At 49.7% G+C, this 15,234-nt stretch carries 11 protein-coding genes and 5 pseudogenes; 8 read left to right on the plus strand and 8 right to left on the minus strand.

Features of this window, described 5'->3' with window-relative positions; genetic code table 11:
* Positions 1-11: 11 nt before the first annotated feature.
* The gene (locus tag INF86_RS07295) at positions 12-536 is read left to right on the plus strand and encodes a hypothetical protein (RefSeq protein ID WP_063148315.1); all 525 of its coding nucleotides are present in this window, start codon (positions 12-14) and stop codon (positions 534-536) included.
* A gap of 44 nt (positions 537-580) precedes the next feature.
* On the opposite strand, the gene INF86_RS07300 is transcribed toward INF86_RS07295, so the two are convergent.
* Together INF86_RS07300 and INF86_RS07305 are read right to left on the minus strand one after the other, a co-directional pair.
* Positions 581-1,123, minus strand: coding sequence for a DUF2815 family protein (locus INF86_RS07300; RefSeq protein ID WP_063148316.1), 543 nt, complete (start codon positions 1,121-1,123; stop codon positions 581-583).
* 14 nt (positions 1,124-1,137) lie between these two features.
* Positions 1,138-1,590: pseudogene (locus INF86_RS07305) on the minus strand (DUF2800 domain-containing protein); the annotation flags it as partial.
* Positions 1,591-1,603: 13 nt separating this feature from the next.
* Here INF86_RS07305 and INF86_RS07310 point away from each other — a divergent pair.
* From INF86_RS07310 to INF86_RS07325, 4 genes and pseudogenes are all read left to right on the plus strand, one after another.
* Positions 1,604-4,467 (plus strand): annotated as a pseudogene (locus INF86_RS07310) (hypothetical protein).
* Positions 4,468-4,531: 64 nt separating this feature from the next.
* Complete coding sequence (locus tag INF86_RS07315) at positions 4,532-4,873, plus strand: hypothetical protein (protein ID WP_063148317.1); 342 nt, start codon at positions 4,532-4,534, stop codon at positions 4,871-4,873.
* Positions 4,870-6,480, plus strand: a pseudogene (gene terL, locus INF86_RS07320) (phage terminase large subunit). The gene INF86_RS07315 and the pseudogene terL overlap by 4 nt, the downstream one beginning before the upstream one ends.
* A 20-nt stretch (positions 6,481-6,500) precedes the next feature.
* Positions 6,501-8,906 (plus strand): phage tail fiber protein, encoded by a 2,406-nt coding sequence (locus INF86_RS07325; protein WP_154051920.1) that lies wholly within the window; start codon positions 6,501-6,503, stop codon positions 8,904-8,906.
* A gap of 43 nt (positions 8,907-8,949) precedes the next feature.
* On the opposite strand, the gene INF86_RS07330 is transcribed toward INF86_RS07325, so the two are convergent.
* From INF86_RS07330 to INF86_RS07340, 3 genes are read right to left on the minus strand one after another with little or no spacing between them, the layout of a single operon-like run.
* Positions 8,950-10,422 carry a glucosyltransferase domain-containing protein gene (locus INF86_RS07330; protein WP_126504239.1) on the minus strand — a complete coding sequence of 491 codons (1,473 nt, stop codon included), beginning with the start codon at positions 10,420-10,422 and terminating at the stop codon, positions 8,950-8,952.
* Entirely contained in the window at positions 10,415-11,338 is a 924-nt protein-coding gene (locus INF86_RS07335; RefSeq protein WP_154051918.1) for a glycosyltransferase family 2 protein, read from the minus strand. Before INF86_RS07335 ends, INF86_RS07330 begins: the two co-directional genes overlap by 8 nt.
* Positions 11,335-11,697, minus strand: a complete 363-nt coding sequence (locus INF86_RS07340; RefSeq protein ID WP_038415424.1) for a GtrA family protein — start codon at positions 11,695-11,697, stop codon at positions 11,335-11,337. The genes INF86_RS07335 and INF86_RS07340 overlap by 4 nt, the downstream gene beginning before the upstream one ends.
* 149 nt (positions 11,698-11,846) lie before the next feature.
* Here INF86_RS07340 and INF86_RS07345 point away from each other — a divergent pair, with 149 nt between their 5' ends.
* The 3 genes from INF86_RS07345 to INF86_RS07355 are packed head-to-tail and all read left to right on the plus strand — an operon-like array spanning position 11,847 to position 12,923.
* Complete coding sequence (locus tag INF86_RS07345) at positions 11,847-12,071, plus strand: class II holin family protein (protein ID WP_038415426.1); 225 nt, start codon at positions 11,847-11,849, stop codon at positions 12,069-12,071.
* Entirely contained in the window at positions 12,058-12,597 is a 540-nt protein-coding gene (locus tag INF86_RS07350) for a lysozyme (protein ID WP_126503146.1), read from the plus strand. The genes INF86_RS07345 and INF86_RS07350 overlap by 14 nt, the downstream gene beginning before the upstream one ends.
* The gene (locus INF86_RS07355; protein ID WP_063148323.1) at positions 12,594-12,923 is read left to right on the plus strand and encodes a hypothetical protein; all 330 of its coding nucleotides are present in this window, start codon (positions 12,594-12,596) and stop codon (positions 12,921-12,923) included. Before INF86_RS07350 ends, INF86_RS07355 begins: the two co-directional genes overlap by 4 nt.
* 365 nt (positions 12,924-13,288) lie before the next feature.
* Here the strand turns inward: INF86_RS07355 and INF86_RS07360 are convergent.
* The 3 genes and pseudogenes from INF86_RS07360 to INF86_RS07370 form a co-directional block, all read right to left on the minus strand.
* A pseudogene (locus tag INF86_RS07360) lies at positions 13,289-13,684 on the minus strand (DUF4942 domain-containing protein); the annotation flags it as partial.
* Positions 13,662-14,156 (minus strand): annotated as a pseudogene (locus tag INF86_RS07365) (DUF932 domain-containing protein); the annotation flags it as partial. The pseudogenes INF86_RS07360 and INF86_RS07365, both read right to left, overlap by 23 nt.
* Before the next feature lie 91 nt (positions 14,157-14,247).
* Positions 14,248-15,111 carry a GTPase family protein gene (locus INF86_RS07370; protein WP_193543385.1) on the minus strand — a complete coding sequence of 288 codons (864 nt, stop codon included), beginning with the start codon at positions 15,109-15,111 and terminating at the stop codon, positions 14,248-14,250.
* Positions 15,112-15,234: the final 123 nt, after the last annotated feature.

Genomic DNA, 15,234 nt, shown 5'->3' on the forward strand with positions numbered 1-15,234 from the left:
GGAGTTACACAATGGAATTAACAATCCCAATTTCAACGATATTAACCGCAGCATTAGGTTTTTTAGGTGTGTACATAATTATGCCTATAGCTTTGATTGTTAGAGATCAATTAATAATAATTTATATAGAAAAATGTATTCTTACGCCTAAATTTTGGGCTTTCATACATGAGCTAACTATAGAAAAGGCGTATTATAATGTGATATATACTAAAAAATATGAAGTTAGGGCGCCTGAAGGTTTTGAGCATATTGAGGAGAAAAGAACTTATTTTATTGACGATGTAGAAGTTAGTTTGAAAACTTTCAGCGATTTTTTAAGTAACCAAAAGAATTATGTTGATAAAATTGCCAAAAAAGAACCTAAGGCATTAGCTAAAACTAATTTAATGAAATGGATAAGTAAGCATTTCAAAATGGAAGCTAAATTTGTAGATGTTGTAGATGACTATGTCAAACATGTTTATGATTTGACCGTTTCCGATATTAAAAACAAAAAGAAAGATGTTATTTATTCAGACGTAAATCCAAACTAAACACAGCCCCGAAACTAGATTTTAGGGCTGTGTTAGTATTCAAATCAGCTCGCCGCGTCTGCGCCTTCGCTGATATCGTCGAAGTCATCCGGCGCGGCCACACCGCCGCCAGCGAACGCGTCACCGTCTCGCAGGAACTGGACGCCACCCAGCGATGCGTTAACGCGTTTGCCGAAGTTGTTGTCCTGCGCCCAGATGTCGATCACCGCGTTGACATAGCAACCGGCGTAAGGACGGCCATCAGCCTGGATGAGTGGAGAACGGTCGCGATCAATGACCGCCGGACGTGCTTTGTTGGGAGCGTTCAGGAAGAAGTTGCCCGGGAAGCCTTCGTATTCGGCTTTTTCGTCACCGTCGTGCAGACAGAGGTTGAGCTTTTTCTCCAGCTGGCCGTAAATGGTTTCCCACTTCTCGCCCCATTTTTCCTTCGCTACCTGTTTCAGCGCTTTGCGGATTTCTTCCAGTTGTGGATGTTTCGGAACCATCAGGAAAACAGCAGAGAAGCGCGGGTCGCCTTCGCCGTTCACGGTTTTTGCTTCGAACAGAGCAGGGAAGGCCAGGCGGACGTTGTTCAGTTTAATTTTCATGGGTATTTCCTTAATCAGATGAGGTCAGCGGCGAGCGCATCGTCGGACACGTCGTCGAAATCGTTAACAGGGTTGAGATTGAGCGCCGGGCGCGGGTCGGATTCGGGGGCGACGGTGGGCTTACCGTCAGCGCGGGTGATCAGCGCTTCGACTTTCGTCCAGCGGCGAGGGCTGGCCTTTTTGATGAGCTTCTCGGCTTTGGTCGGGCTAATCAGCTTAAGGTCGAAAACCTCCTCAGTTTTATAACGGAACTGGTCTTTCAGCAGCGCGCGGGCGGCTTCTTCATCACACCAGGCACGATTACCCTGTTTGCCAGTAACCAGCTTAAAGCCCGGTACCGGATGCCCGGCGTTCAGCTCACTGTTCACCCGGTCGCGCACAGCCTTTAGCCACGATTCAATAAAATCGGCCTGGCTGTATACCTCTGCCAGCTGTTCGGCGGTCAGCAGTGGCACACGCTTATACGCCACTCCTGAAGAACTGAATAACGGATTCACTCCGGCGGGTAACGTCCTGGCGGCACCCTTCGGGTTTGATGTCCCTCTGCCTGAAGGTACCAACCCAGCACCTCAGCAGGATGAGCCGTCTGTGTGGGGCGCAGCATTTCGCCAGAATAACCTGCTGGGTCAGATGTTCCGCCCTGCGAAGCAGTTTGAGCCGGTAGACGGGTACAATCCGTATGTTGATAAAAACGAGCTGCACGGTTATGAACAATGGGGATCCACTTTTGCCGACTCCCGCTCGCCGGAAGAAACTGCCTGGCTGAAACAGCAGATCGACGACGAAAACGAGGACCGTCGGGTACTTTCCGAGGCTGGCGGGGAGGGGGTTCTCGCCAGCATTGCCGCCGGGGTTGTCGACCCGGTTACAGTGGCTTCGATGTTTATCCCCGGCGCTCAGGGGGGCGCTGTGGCCCGTATTGCGTCACAGGCTGCAATCGGTGCAGCTGCAACAGCAGCGAGCGAGGTTGCGCTGAATAACCAGCAGATTACCCGTACGTGGGGGGAAAGCGCTTCCCACGTCGCCGCCGGTGCGTTGATGAGCGGTGTATTTGCGGCTGCCGGTGCTGCGCTTTCGCCCTCTGTTCGCACAGCGGCCACGCGTGAAGTGGCTGACGCGCTCGATAATATGAGTATCACGTCAGCGACGGACACGGCTGCCGCCTCACTCCCGGAAGGGGGCAGCGTCGGCGCGGCGCGAATCAGTGAAGCCACGCTCGAGGATCTCACCCCGGCAGCTGGCGGACCGGTCGGTAAACTGGCACGTAAGGCAGGGAGCTATCTGACACCGTTTACCCGGCTGATGGAGTCTCCGTCGAAAACCTCCCGCCGTACGGCGCTGGAGCTGGCAGAGAATAACTACACACTGCAGGGCAATGCCCGCGGAATTGAGACACCTATTGCGGCGGAAACCCGTGTTCGCGGGTGGCGTCGTGAAGAAGCCGCTGTCGTGGTGACCAACAAGCAGGCCTACAGCCAGTATAAAGCCGCCGGGGCGACCTGAGCTTTTCCCAGTTCCGCGAGGAAGTTGGTAACGCTATGCGCAGCGGCGATGTGCATGCTAACCCAGTGGTGCAGGAAGCGGCGCAGGCAATGCGCACCGTTGTTAACCGGGTTAAAGTGGCGCAGCAAAAGCTTGGCCTGCTGCCACCTGACGAGAAGCTAAAAGCCATCGGGCAGGAGAGTTATTTCCCGCGCGTCTACAAAGTCGGCAAGATCGTTAACGAGCGCGATAAATTTCGCGACATGCTGGTCGACTGGTGGTCGCGCGGTGAGAAAACCATGTCCCGCGAAGAGGCTGAAATTACTGCTGACGCCACGATCAATAAAATCGTCGGCGCAAAAATCCCGCAGGATTTCGCAAACGTCTTTATGGTGAAAGCGGCAGGCAGCACCCGGTCGCGTACGCTCAGCGTTCCCGATCGCCTGATGAAAGATTATCTGGAGAGCGACGCCAATTATGTGCTGCAGCGTCACATCCGCGAGGCGTCGGCAGAGGTGGAGCTGACGCGCGCATTTGGTAACAAATCGCTGGAAAAACAGCTCAAGGATATTCAGGACGAATACGACGCGCTGATGCGTCAGAATCCCAAAGACCAGGCGAAGCTAGCGAAAGCCCGCGATAACGATATCCGCGATATTACCGCGCTACGCGACAGCCTGGCGGGCACCTACGGCATGCCGGACGATCCCTCATCATTTTTCGTACGTGCCGGTGCGTTCCTGCGCAGCGCTAACTTTGTTACCAAACTGGGCGGAATGACCGTTTCCGCTATTCCTGATCTCGCGTGCGGTGTGATGGTTAACGGCTTTGGCAACACAATGCGCGGTTACTCAGCGCTGATCACCCGCTCTCCTGCATTTAAGGCCAGTCGCGCAGAGCAGTTAAAAATGGCCGTCGGGCTGGAAACAATCCTGCATACCCGTGCGCGTACGATGGGTGACCTTGTGGACAGTTCCGCCCGTACAACGGCAGTGGAAGCGGGTAGGGAGCGTGTTACCGATGCGTTCGGCAAGCTCACACTGATGGGCCACTTCGACGACATGAACAAATCGGTGAACGGTATGATCACGTCCGACGGCATTCTCTCAGGCTCGTTCGCCGGCCGCCGCCTGGCTAAGCTCGGCATTAACGACAATATGGCCGCGCGTATCCGCAGCGAGTTCGAAAAACACGGTGAGGTAATCAACGGCTGGCACATCGGTAATTTTGAAAAATGGGACGATCAGCACGTTGCTGGTGTCTTCCAGTCGGCGGTGCTGAAAGATGTGAACAATACCGTTATAACCCCTGGGATCGGCGATACACCACTGTGGGCCAGTACGCCGCTGGGAAAAACCATCTTCCAGTTTAAATCGTTCGCTACCGCATCCTATAACCGCGCCACCCTGGGCGGTCTGCAGGAGGGGACGGGGCAGTTTTATTACGGTACCGCTTTTCAGATTGGGCTCGGCGCGCTGACGTACGCGCTTAAACAGTCTGCAAACGGTAAGGAGGTAGACTGGTCTCCGAATAAGCTGGTGCTGGAAGGTGTTGACCGATCCGGTATTCTCGGCCCGCTGATGGAGTATAACAATATGGCGGAAAAAGCATCCGGCGGTATGGTGGGGCTGGGTGCTTTGCTCGGTACCGGCACACAGTCACGTTATGCAAGTCGCGGTTTTATCGGCTCTGCGCTGGGCCCAACGTTTGGCCTGCTCGATACCATCACAGATGTTACGGCTGGCGTGCTCAATGGCGATGCAGGCGACCGGGTACTGCACAATGTGCGTACGCTTCTGCCGGGTAACAATCTGTTCTGGATAGCGCCGCTGATAAATCAGGTTGATCCCGGCATGCGATAATCGGTCGGGATTCCGACCTTAAACCCGCGTCATCATAGCCCTGTATTCACTACGGGGCTTTTTTATGCATCAGGATTACAAAACACGCCTTACCGCGCTAACCGATAAACTCACCGATGTGGTGCTTGAAGAAGCCGATCCGGATAACTGGCCGGGGGCAGGTAAAAAACCGAGTGAACTGACCAAAGACGAACGCGGCGACCGCGACTGGGATAAGAAGAATGCAGCTGCATCGCTGACGCTCTTGATTAAGGTGCATTCACTTATCGGCATGCAGACGCGAGGCGGTACACCGTCGGATAATCCCGGAAAGGATGACGAAGCCTTTGAACTGGGCCAGCAGGTTTCAAAAGCAGAGCGAGAGGCGGCCGCAATTATTGAGCGCCTGCAGAAAGGGAAAAAATGATTTCGTTCCTCGCCTTCTTTTTAATGTGGGCGGAGCGAATGAACTGGGACGTTCCGGACTGCCACTATCAGGCCTGCCACTGGCTGGAGCATCGCGGAAACCTCGCGGTGCTTCGCTGTTTCCGTGGTTTCGGTAAATCAACGATCCTTGCGGTCTACAACGCCTGGCGATACTACTGCGAGCGTCAGTACCGCATTCTTCACCAGTCGGAATCAGACGGCACCGCGTATAAAACCAGCCGCGATACGCAGAACGTTCTGCGCAACCATCCGTTGACCAAAGGCATGCTGCCGGACGGGCAGGGGACAGTTGAGCAGTGGTGGGTCAACGGCGCGCTGGATTTACGTAACGGCAGCATGTACGCCAAAGGCATCTTGTCTAACGTAACCTCGGCCCGAGCTAACGAATGTCAGAACGATGACGTTGAGGTCCCCCGTAATATCCAGACGCCTGAGGCACGCGAAAAACTGCGCTATCGCCTAGGCGAGCAGACACACATTCTTATCCCAGGCGGCCGAAAGCTCTACATCGGTACACCGCACACGCATGACAGCCTTTATGATGAGGTCGAGTCTATGGGCGCAGACTGTCTTACCATCCGGCTGTTTGAGAAAGAAAAACGCGTTGAAGCGAAAGACGCCACGCAGCTGCGCTACGAATTATCTTTCAGGCCAGAGTACGTTTTCGCGGGCATCCATAAAGCGGCGCGGCTCTTGGTCGAGGATGTCGATTATAAAATTACGGCCGGCGGTGTTGAGTTTGCCACCGCGCCCGATACCGTTATCGACTTCTACGCGGATTGCGCTTGGCCTGAGCGATTCACTCGCGAGGAAATGGAGAATCGACGTAAAGAAACTCGCACGGTTAACGAGTGGGATAGCCAGTATCAGCTGCACAGTAAACCCGTTGGCGACGTTCGTCTCGATCCTGACCGTATCCGTGAGTACAACATCCATCCGCAGATCCGCTATGCGAACCGTACGGCCTCGCTCTGGCTGGGTAACGTGCAAATCGTTGGCGCTGTCGCCTGGTGGGATGTGGCCACAGGTAAAGTTAAAGCCGATGCTTAGGCGTTCTCGCTGATGCTGACTGATGCCAGAGGGCACCTGTACTGGCACATCTGCAAGGAACTTACGGGGGAACTCGCGGAATTTGACGATAACGACAAAATCACTGGCGGGCAGGTCGCACAGATCAAAGAGCTTGTACTCAAATATCAGATCCCGGTTGTGTGCGTTGAGGTGAACGGCCCCGGCAGTTTCGCGGGTAAATTGCTGCGTCAGGCGCTCAAGGGTACCGGGTGCGGCGTGCGCGAAGAATTCAGCATTACCAACAAGCAGAAACGCATCCTCGATGCATTCGAAGCGCCTCTGTCGTCGCGGTTCTTATGGGCGCATACCGATGTACTGGACGGCCCTGTCTATGACCAGATGCGTGATTTTAATCCGGCTCTGACCAACCAGCCGGATGACTTTATCGATTCTGGTGCCGGCGCAATCAGTCAGACACCAGTACGTATCGGGAAAGTGGTCGGGATTCCGACCGGGCATGCGCGCGAAGATTGGCAGTTAAGTGACGGAGATCATCTGGTCGACGTCGATTACTAACCTGCCAGAGGTTTCGCATCATGTCGGTACCCAACCAGACTCCCTATATTATTTATAACGCCAACGGTCTGACGACTGTTTTCCCCTTCGAGTTCTATATCATCAATGCCGGTGATATTCAGGTATCAATCAACGGTACTGTCGTTACCAGCGGATATTCCGTATCAGGAGTCGGTAACGTCGGCGGGGGTGACGTGGTTTTCGTTACTCCACCTGCAAGCGGTGCAGTGGTCATGCTGGAACGTGTTGTTCCTACCTACCGGTTAACGGATTACCAGGACAACGGCGATCTGTTGGCCGACACAGTGAATAAGGATTTCGACCGCCTCTGGATGGCAATACAGCGTGCCTTTATTTATCTCGGGCTAGCGCTGCGACGTCCGCTATTTGGTGGTCCGTTCAACGCAGAAGGTTATAGGATCGCGAATCTCGGTGACCCGATAAATGCGCAGGATGCAGCGACCAGGAACTATGTCGATAATGTCAGCCTGGTGCGTACGCTGCGTGTTCCTGAGTCTTCAGTCTCCATTCTGCCGCCTGCTGATCAGCGCGCAAACAAGCTTCTGGCGTTTAACGCTGCAGGGCAACCAATCGTCGTTCTGCCAGCTTCTGGTTCGGCGTCCGATGTAATGATAGAACTTGCTAAACCCGATGGCGAAAAGTACATCGGCGAATGTCCAGACATTGCAACGCTACGGACAATCGAGCCATCTTTCGACAAGCAGCGCATCACCGTACGGGAGCACACCGTTGGACTGGGAAAAACGGGTGGCGGGGTATTCTGGTATGACGCCACGGATACGACGTCAACAGATAATAATGGACATTATATTGTCACTACTGCCGGAGCGCGATGGAAGCGAAAAGAAGTTGATGTGAAACCAGAACACTTCGGTTATAACACCACTTATACAGGTGATCAGACCAGCCTTCTTCAGGCAGCAATTTATTTTGCAGTAGAAAAAAATCGTAAGTTTATCGGTTCAACAAGGAATACAATTTACATTACATCTACTATTTACATACCACCATTCTTGACCGCAGATTGGCGCGGTATGAAAATAAAAACGGTGACAAACTCTATCACTGCTGTGCGTCTCAGTAGTGGAAGTGCGACCATTCCGGCACCACCATATAAACCTGGGACGCCTCTTGATCAGCTCGAGATAGAGGGGAGATATAAAACAGGAACAGCAGCAGTTCCTGATGAGACTTTCACAACAAATGGATTGGTGATCGGTGAGTCTGCATCATCGCAAACATCAGATCTGAACATTGTTAATCTGATAGTTCGTGGTTTCCAGTCTTGCATAACGGTAACTGGCCCTAATAGTTATCTTCTGAAATTTGATAATTTGCATTGTGGTGTTGCCTGGTTTAGAGGTTTTGCATGGACAGCATCTTCTAACTCAGGTGAGAATATACAATTCTTTGGTGGTTCAATTTATAACTGCATAAACACTGCTGGAACAGCACAAGGGTTATATATTGCACCAACCGCAAGCTCGGTTGAGCTTACATTTAACGGAACAAGCTTTGATTACAACGACGTAGATGTTTCTCAAAACCTAGGGAACATAACACTTAATGATTGTCATATGGAGAATAATAACAATAATCCCAAGATAACTATAGCAAATACAGCATCAAAAGAGCCTTCCAAGTTAAAAATTAATGGAGGTAGCATGGGTGGCGGACCAGGGGCAAGCAGTCTTAATCCAACTGTGGAAAGTGCGACAGGAAGGCCTTGTTATATCGATGTTACCTCAGCAGGAACAAGTGTGGTTATTAACGGATTGCAAGTTGGGAGTTTTTACACTATTGGCAACGTTACGCAGGTTGTCAGAAACAGTAGTTCATTAACTATGCGTAAGCTTGAAATCGGTATTTTACAGAATGCCGGACCTGCAACTACGGAAGGATGGCCTCTAAACCCTTCATTCTTTCAGAATCTGCTCACATCATTGGGATTTGGGTCAATCAGTGGCTGGACACTTAATTCTGCCAACGGCGTTACACTGACAGCAGTGACCTCAGTATCGGCTTCACATGACAGTGGTGCTAGACAGCTTGAAAGGTCATCGTCAGGTACGGCAACAGGTATGTCTTTTTATCAGGATGTGCGTGTCAGATCTGGCAAGACAATGATAGTTAAAGCATGGTTGCAAACCCTTGCGATCATAGCTAACGGCGGTACTGCCACTATTCAGACAACTTTCCTGAATGAAGACAAATCAGTCACTGTGCAATCAGCTGCGTTAGCTCAACGAGCTGTAAGCGCTGATGGCACCCTTACTGAATGTGCAACAGTGATTCCGGTTCCGGCAGGGGCTGCATGGATGCGCGTTGCAATTTACGGTACCAACATACCAACAGGGACAACATCCAGAATTTATAGCTCTGGCGAACGCGTTTGGGAGATTTAGGAAACAAATAAAAGCTGGCTCAGAAGCCTGAGCCAGGCTATATCTATTTTTTACAGTTGTCTTGACCTAATGAAATAAGCAGGTTGTTTTCATTCTCAAAAATAGAATATTGATGTGTGGAAAATATTTTATCCATGCTGCCATCACAAGCCTTTTTCTGTAGAGCTTGCGAAAATTTCCTTGCTTCTCCAGAAAAAATAATATTTCTTACCCCGTTATTAATTAATGACTGGCTTAAAGTCATATCGAAATAATTGTTTTTTATGTATTTAAGTATAGGGAATACTCGCGCTGATGTTTTAGATGCTTCAGAGTCTTCTGTGGCACCAAATATGTAGGTATCCTTGCCTTTATTTATTGCTGATAATTTATCTGTCAGTGAGAACAATATGTATGAATCATATCTCTGCTGATGGTAAAGTGCAGATGTTGTCGCATATATAACTGATAAAGATGAGAATATAACACATATTGATAAAATCGATGCTATATTATTTATTTTTTTGCTGCTATTGGCCGGAACCGCTAGCATCATAAATATAATAAAGGTTGCCGGAAACAGAACCCTAACAGGATAATATCCATTGCTAAGAATTAAATTAACCCCAATAGCGCAAAGGAGAATGACAAAAGGAATCACCATCATTATCAATATGTTTATGCATTTTATTCTATTGGCTTCTCCCTTTAATATTTTAATGAATATTTTTACATAAGTTACAGCAAAAATAATAGCGGCAATAGAAATGATCGCACACGAAATATAACCATATGATTGTGATGCTGTCTCAAGTGCGTTTTTCAACCCAGATAAAATAGCATGGGCAAAGTTTGAAGTAAGATCGGCTCTATGTTCGGATCCATTTATTGTTAACTTAACCACCGCGAGATAATAGACTATGCATGCAATGAAAGTTGATAATACAGCCTTTAAAATATAACTTATTGTTTTCTCGCTGTATTTATCTGACTGAAGAAAGTTTGTTATTACCAATAATGGGAATATTGCAATTGCAGGTTGATAAAATGAAAGACAGGCAATAAGCAGTAAGCATGGGAAAACTACTCTATTTTTATTCAGCGAGTCCCATGCCATCACGGGCAACAAAACAGAAAGAACCATTGACAGTGAGTCAAACCTAAAAAGCATATTCCCAAATGTAAGCGGATTAACAGCAATTGTGATACATATTAAAACATTACCTACAGTAATATCTTTGAATGTGTTCTTTAGCAAAATAATTACCAAAGAGCTTAGTGCAAGCATGCTTAATAATTGAGGTAATGGTGTTATATCCGCTAGCCTTACAGAGCTTGTGCTTAAAACAATAGCAAGCCATTCTGTTAGCGGTCTTCCTAACCCAATCCATCCAAAGTAACCTTTGATAGATCTGGTTATATCATCAACAAGATAAATTCTGTCATTAATAAGCGGGTAATAACCAAATATAATTATGACAAGAGAAAGCATGAAGGCGTTAAATGACGACAATTCCTTCTTGTGAAAACTAAACATTATTTTTCCCTTTCAAAATATAACGAGGACGGTTTTTAACCTCAACGTAAATCCTGCCGATATACTCCCCAAGCACACCTATACCTATCAACTGAACGCCGCCAAGGAAAAGTATTGATACCAGCATTGATGGATAGCCGCGAACCGGGTTGCCGAATGCTAACGTGTCGACGATCATCCATGCGCCATAGATAAAGGCCATGCCTGCAACGAACAAACCGATATACGTCCACATGCGCAGTGGAAAAGTTGAGAAACTGGTAATGCCCTCTAATGCAAGATTCCACAGCTTCCATCCATTGAACTTAGAATCCCCGGCAACACGTTCTGCGCGGGCATATTCAACAACATCAGTGCGGCCGCCAACCCAACTCAAAACGCCTTTCATGAAAAGGTTGCGTTCTGGCATTAGCTTGATGTTTTCAACCACATCTCGAGACATCAGGCGGAAGTCGCCAACGTTTTCCTCGATCTGCGGATTGCTGATTTTGTTGTGCAGCTTATAGAACCACTCTGCGGTCTTGCGTTTGAGTCGTCCATCCGTAGAGCGGTCTGTTCTCTTAGCAAGAACCATATCCGCGCCGGCCTGCCATTTCTCTATCAGGTGCGGGATAACCTCAATTGGGTCCTGCAAATCAACATCTATCGGGATAATAGCTTCACCGCTTGCATGGTCCAGGCCTGCAAACAGCGCAGGTTCTTTACCGAAATTGCGGGTAAAGGAAAGAGGAATGACAAGCGGGTCGGCCACAGCGAGCGCATTTATGATTGATTCTGTCGCATCTTTACTGCCGTCGTTAATGAAGACTATTTCAACTTCATGCTGCTGAAGCCCTTCAAACTCCCGCACGGTTTTATAAAAGATTGGAATTGCTTCCTCTTCATTAAACACCGGAACGACAAGAGAAATTTTCATTTCGCATCCCTAAAGACAATGAATTTTGAGTAGATGAACCCGGCAACCAGGCTAAAGCCGGAAAATGCTATTAGGGTAACCACGGGAGGGGCGCCCACAGTATCAGCGAAGTAACCCGTCAAGCCTGCCATGATCCCCATGAATAATACGAACGCGAGATAGCGTCCGGAAGTGGCCTGTGATTTGAACGTCCATTTCGCATTCGCAAAAAAACTAAACGTCACAGCAATGCAGAATGCCAGAACGTTAGCAATCGCCTGGCTGACCCCAAAGAAGTGAAGCAGAGCGCCAAAGCACAGCCAGTGTATGGCTGTGTTGAGCACGCCAACGGAAACGTATCTACTGAATATCTTTAACATTATAAAAATCAGTCAATTCTGAAAGCCAAGAAGTTTAGCACTTGTTGTCAACCTTATCGACCTCCTCTATATGGTCGGGATTCCGACCGACCTGCGCGCTTACCCTCATGCCACGATACGATTTTCCCCACCGGGGGTGAGGCATGAGGATGAATAACGTTTCAGACGTGGCGGCGGGACTTTCCTACGGCACTTCTATTGGCAGCTTTGGCTACTGGCTTTTGCAACTGCTCGATAAAGTCAGTCCCAGCCAGTGGGCTGCAATTGGCGTTCTCGCCAGTATTCTCTTTGGTCTGCTGACTTATCTGACAAACCTTTATTTCAAAATTAAAGACGATCGTCGCAAAGAGGCTCGGGACAATGGCTACCAGTAAGGCTAAGCTCAGCGCCGCTGTTCTGGGGTTGATACTTGCTGGCGCTTCTGCCCCGCAAATTCTCGACCAGTTCCTGAATGAGAAAGAGGGCAACAGCCTCACAGCGTACAAAGACGGCGGCGGGATCTGGACAATTTGCCGTGGCGCCACAATGGTGGATGGTAAACCGGTAGTGCAGGGCATGAAGCTGACGCAGGCGAAATGCGATCAGGTGAACGCCATCGAACGGGATAAGGTTCTTGCGTGGGTGGAGCGCAATATCAAGGTACCACTGACCGAGCCGCAGAAAGCAGGTATTGCTTCGTTCTGCCCTTATAACATCGGGCCCGGTAATTGTTTCCCCTCAACGTTCTATAAGCGCATCAATTCCGGTGACCGCAAAGGTGCATGCGAAGCGATCCGCTGGTGGATTAAAGACGGCGGCCGCGATTGCAGATTGACCAAAGGCCAGAAGAACGGTTGCTATGGTCAGGTCGATCGCCGGGATCAGGAAAGCGCACTGACGTGCTGGGGGATAGACCAGTGACCATTAAAGCAAAGCTGTTAGCGCTGGGCGTTCTGCTGGCGCTTTTCGCTGTTACCTTTTACGCGGGTTATCTGAAAGGCTGGTATGCGCACAGCGACAAGGTAAACAGCGAGCATGCAGCGAAAAACAAAAAAGCGGAGAAAGCCGTCGCCACTAGTGAGCAGAAAGCGGCAGCGGCCAGCGCAGAAGGAAAAGTGATTTACCGGACCATTTACCGAGACGTGGTGAAATATGTTAACGACCCGAATCATACTAAGTGCGATTTTGACGATCACGCTGTGCAGCTGCGCCAGCGAGCCCTCGATGCGGCCAACTCCATCAGCTGATTTGATGCAGGAACCGTGCAGGGGAGCGAGTAAAGCTGGAACAGACAGCGACGAAGACCTGCAGGCGGACATCGAAATAGCGGAATGCCTGCGCCAGTTACGGCTGGATAAATATCGTTGGCAAGCTTGGTACAGGGCTACGGAATAGCCCGTTTTGTTCCTCAATCGGGAGCGAAATCAAAACGGGTATCTAGGGATTTATTAAAAACTAAACACATTAAATACATGTGGTTATTTGCTGTGTTTTACTCCTATTATCGCACCAATTTAATCAATAAGTTACATGAAAAATTTCATCAGCTTACACCTTTGATTTTTTCAATGTAACTGCTGATGTAAGTGAATTTACTCAATAAAAATCAACGTTATCTTGCAGCCAGCATTCCGGGATAGTGTCGGGCGATAATGTCATTCAGTTTATCGACCAGGTCTGGTCGATTAAAGATGATGTGTGCAGTTCCTTTTTGAAAATATTTGATCGAAAACATCTTATCTTCGTAATGAGTACTGTGCCTGTTCTCACGGATGTGATCGTCAAGACGACGGATAATATCCGCACGACTGTCAGGGATGGATTGTCCCTCGAGGATCGTGAGCATTCGTTCAAGATCCGTCAGCCTGTCACGCTGCCAGCCCCAGTTCAGGTTATAGCCCCATTTATCGTATTTAACAAAATTGCTGATAATAATCTTCTTACCGAAACTACATGGGTTATTGGTTTTATAGTCCCAACTTAATTTCTTCCACACGGTCAAAAATCCCCAGCACCTCATAGGCCCCCTCAATAACCTGACTCACCACGTCCCCCTTGTGTGGCACCCTTACCTCGCCAAACGATTCGCCACACACAAGACCGTTCTGACACACAGCCCTGAACAGGCCCGGTAACATCTGGTAAGAGCTGGTGCCATCATGGGAGTTGAGCAGGATAATTTCCGGCACCTGCTTACCGGTAATCTGCCCCTCCCGACGCAGGCGCAGCATATGCTTTGTATGTTCACGACGGCCGGGATCACGTACCCGGGTCTGACAGGCAAAGAACGGCTGAAAGCCCTCCCGCTGCAGACTGTCCAGCAGAGAGATGGTGGGAATATAGGTGTAACGTTCACTGCGGGATTCGTGTTTATCCTCGCTGAATACACTGGGTACCACACGAAACAGCTCTTCACGCGTTAACGGACGGTCACGACGGATAAGATTTGCAGCGCCAAAGCGCGAAGCCAGACGGGTCATAAGCAGACTCCTCATAACGGGAAAAACAATAAAAGAAAGCCCTGTCGCACAGGCGACAGGGCTCGGGAAAGAACTGACAAGCGTTAAACGTTCAGAAGAAGAAATTCCAGACGGCCCTGGCGACCGACACCACAGTGTCGCGCACCGCGCGTATGACTGCCCGCACCGGAGCCGATATCAGCGGCAGGGTACTCACTGTATCCAGCGCCGCGCCGACGGTTTCACCAAAATCGTCACGCGCTTTTTCCTGGACCGCCGCTGTGCGAAAGGGAGGTTGCAGTTGCGCCACCACCGGGCTGGAGGCCTCACGGGGGAGGTACTTAATCATTCGTTCAGCCATCACCCGCAGCCCCCACTGTAGCCGGACCGACACCGCACACACTGGATGCACGGGCTGAAACAGTTCATGCAGCAGGCAGACTTTGCGACTGATATTCCGCTTTTGTTCTGTGGATAATTGGCCGCTACTGCTGGTGGGTTCGGCCTTATCCGACTGGCTGATAACAAACAGCACTTTATGCCGGTATGCCTCACCAATAACTTTATGGTAAAAGTGCTCATCCACAGCCAGAGCCCGGTCATCAGCCTTAATCAGCCACAGCACCAGGTCAAGTCGGGGAAGCTGTTCACGGTACAGCGCAGCATACTCAGTATCGCGGGCACCACTTTCCCCCACACCGGGCAGGTCAACTATCGTCATATAGCGGTCGCCAACCTGCAGGCGAAAGCGCAGTGGTTCACGGGTACAGGCCTCCACATCGCTGACCGGCGATACCTCTCCAGCAAACAGGGCATTGCAAAGGCTACTCTTTCCCGCTCCGGTTTTACCCATAATGCCGATCGCTGGCTCGTAGTGAGCAAGCTGGTTTATCTGTTGCAGAATACGCTCTGATGCCCACTGTGGCAGGCCAGAAAGCGACCTCTGCAGCGACTGCAAGCCTTCAGATTTTTTCATCATTACTCCTCTGAAAATGAATATAAAAACAGCAGAACCGTGAGATTCCGCCGTTAATTAGGTATGTTCAGGAGAATGATATATATCTGAATGTTTTTATAAGTTACCGATACAGATTAGTAA

Source organism: Enterobacter cloacae complex sp. I1M (assembly GCF_014982425.1).
Taxonomy (GTDB): domain Bacteria; phylum Pseudomonadota; class Gammaproteobacteria; order Enterobacterales; family Enterobacteriaceae; genus Enterobacter; species Enterobacter intestinihominis.

Excerpts from the sequence above, each read along its gene's own strand:
- INF86_RS07335 (WP_154051918.1), bottom strand. The coding sequence starts at position 11,338 with ATGAAAATTTCTCTTGTCGTTCCGGTGTTTAATGAAGAGGAAGCAATT.
- INF86_RS07340 (WP_038415424.1), bottom strand. The coding sequence starts at position 11,697 with ATGTTAAAGATATTCAGTAGATACGTTTCCGTTGGCGTGCTCAACACA.
- INF86_RS07300 (WP_063148316.1), bottom strand. The coding sequence starts at position 1,123 with ATGAAAATTAAACTGAACAACGTCCGCCTGGCCTTCCCTGCTCTGTTC.
- INF86_RS07325 (WP_154051920.1), top strand. The coding sequence starts at position 6,501 with ATGTCGGTACCCAACCAGACTCCCTATATTATTTATAACGCCAACGGT.
- INF86_RS07370 (WP_193543385.1), bottom strand. The coding sequence starts at position 15,111 with ATGAAAAAATCTGAAGGCTTGCAGTCGCTGCAGAGGTCGCTTTCTGGC.
- INF86_RS07345 (WP_038415426.1), top strand. The coding sequence starts at position 11,847 with ATGAATAACGTTTCAGACGTGGCGGCGGGACTTTCCTACGGCACTTCT.
- INF86_RS07315 (WP_063148317.1), top strand. The coding sequence starts at position 4,532 with ATGCATCAGGATTACAAAACACGCCTTACCGCGCTAACCGATAAACTC.
- INF86_RS07295 (WP_063148315.1), top strand. The coding sequence starts at position 12 with ATGGAATTAACAATCCCAATTTCAACGATATTAACCGCAGCATTAGGT.
- INF86_RS07350 (WP_126503146.1), top strand. The coding sequence starts at position 12,058 with ATGGCTACCAGTAAGGCTAAGCTCAGCGCCGCTGTTCTGGGGTTGATA.
- INF86_RS07330 (WP_126504239.1), bottom strand. The coding sequence starts at position 10,422 with ATGTTTAGTTTTCACAAGAAGGAATTGTCGTCATTTAACGCCTTCATG.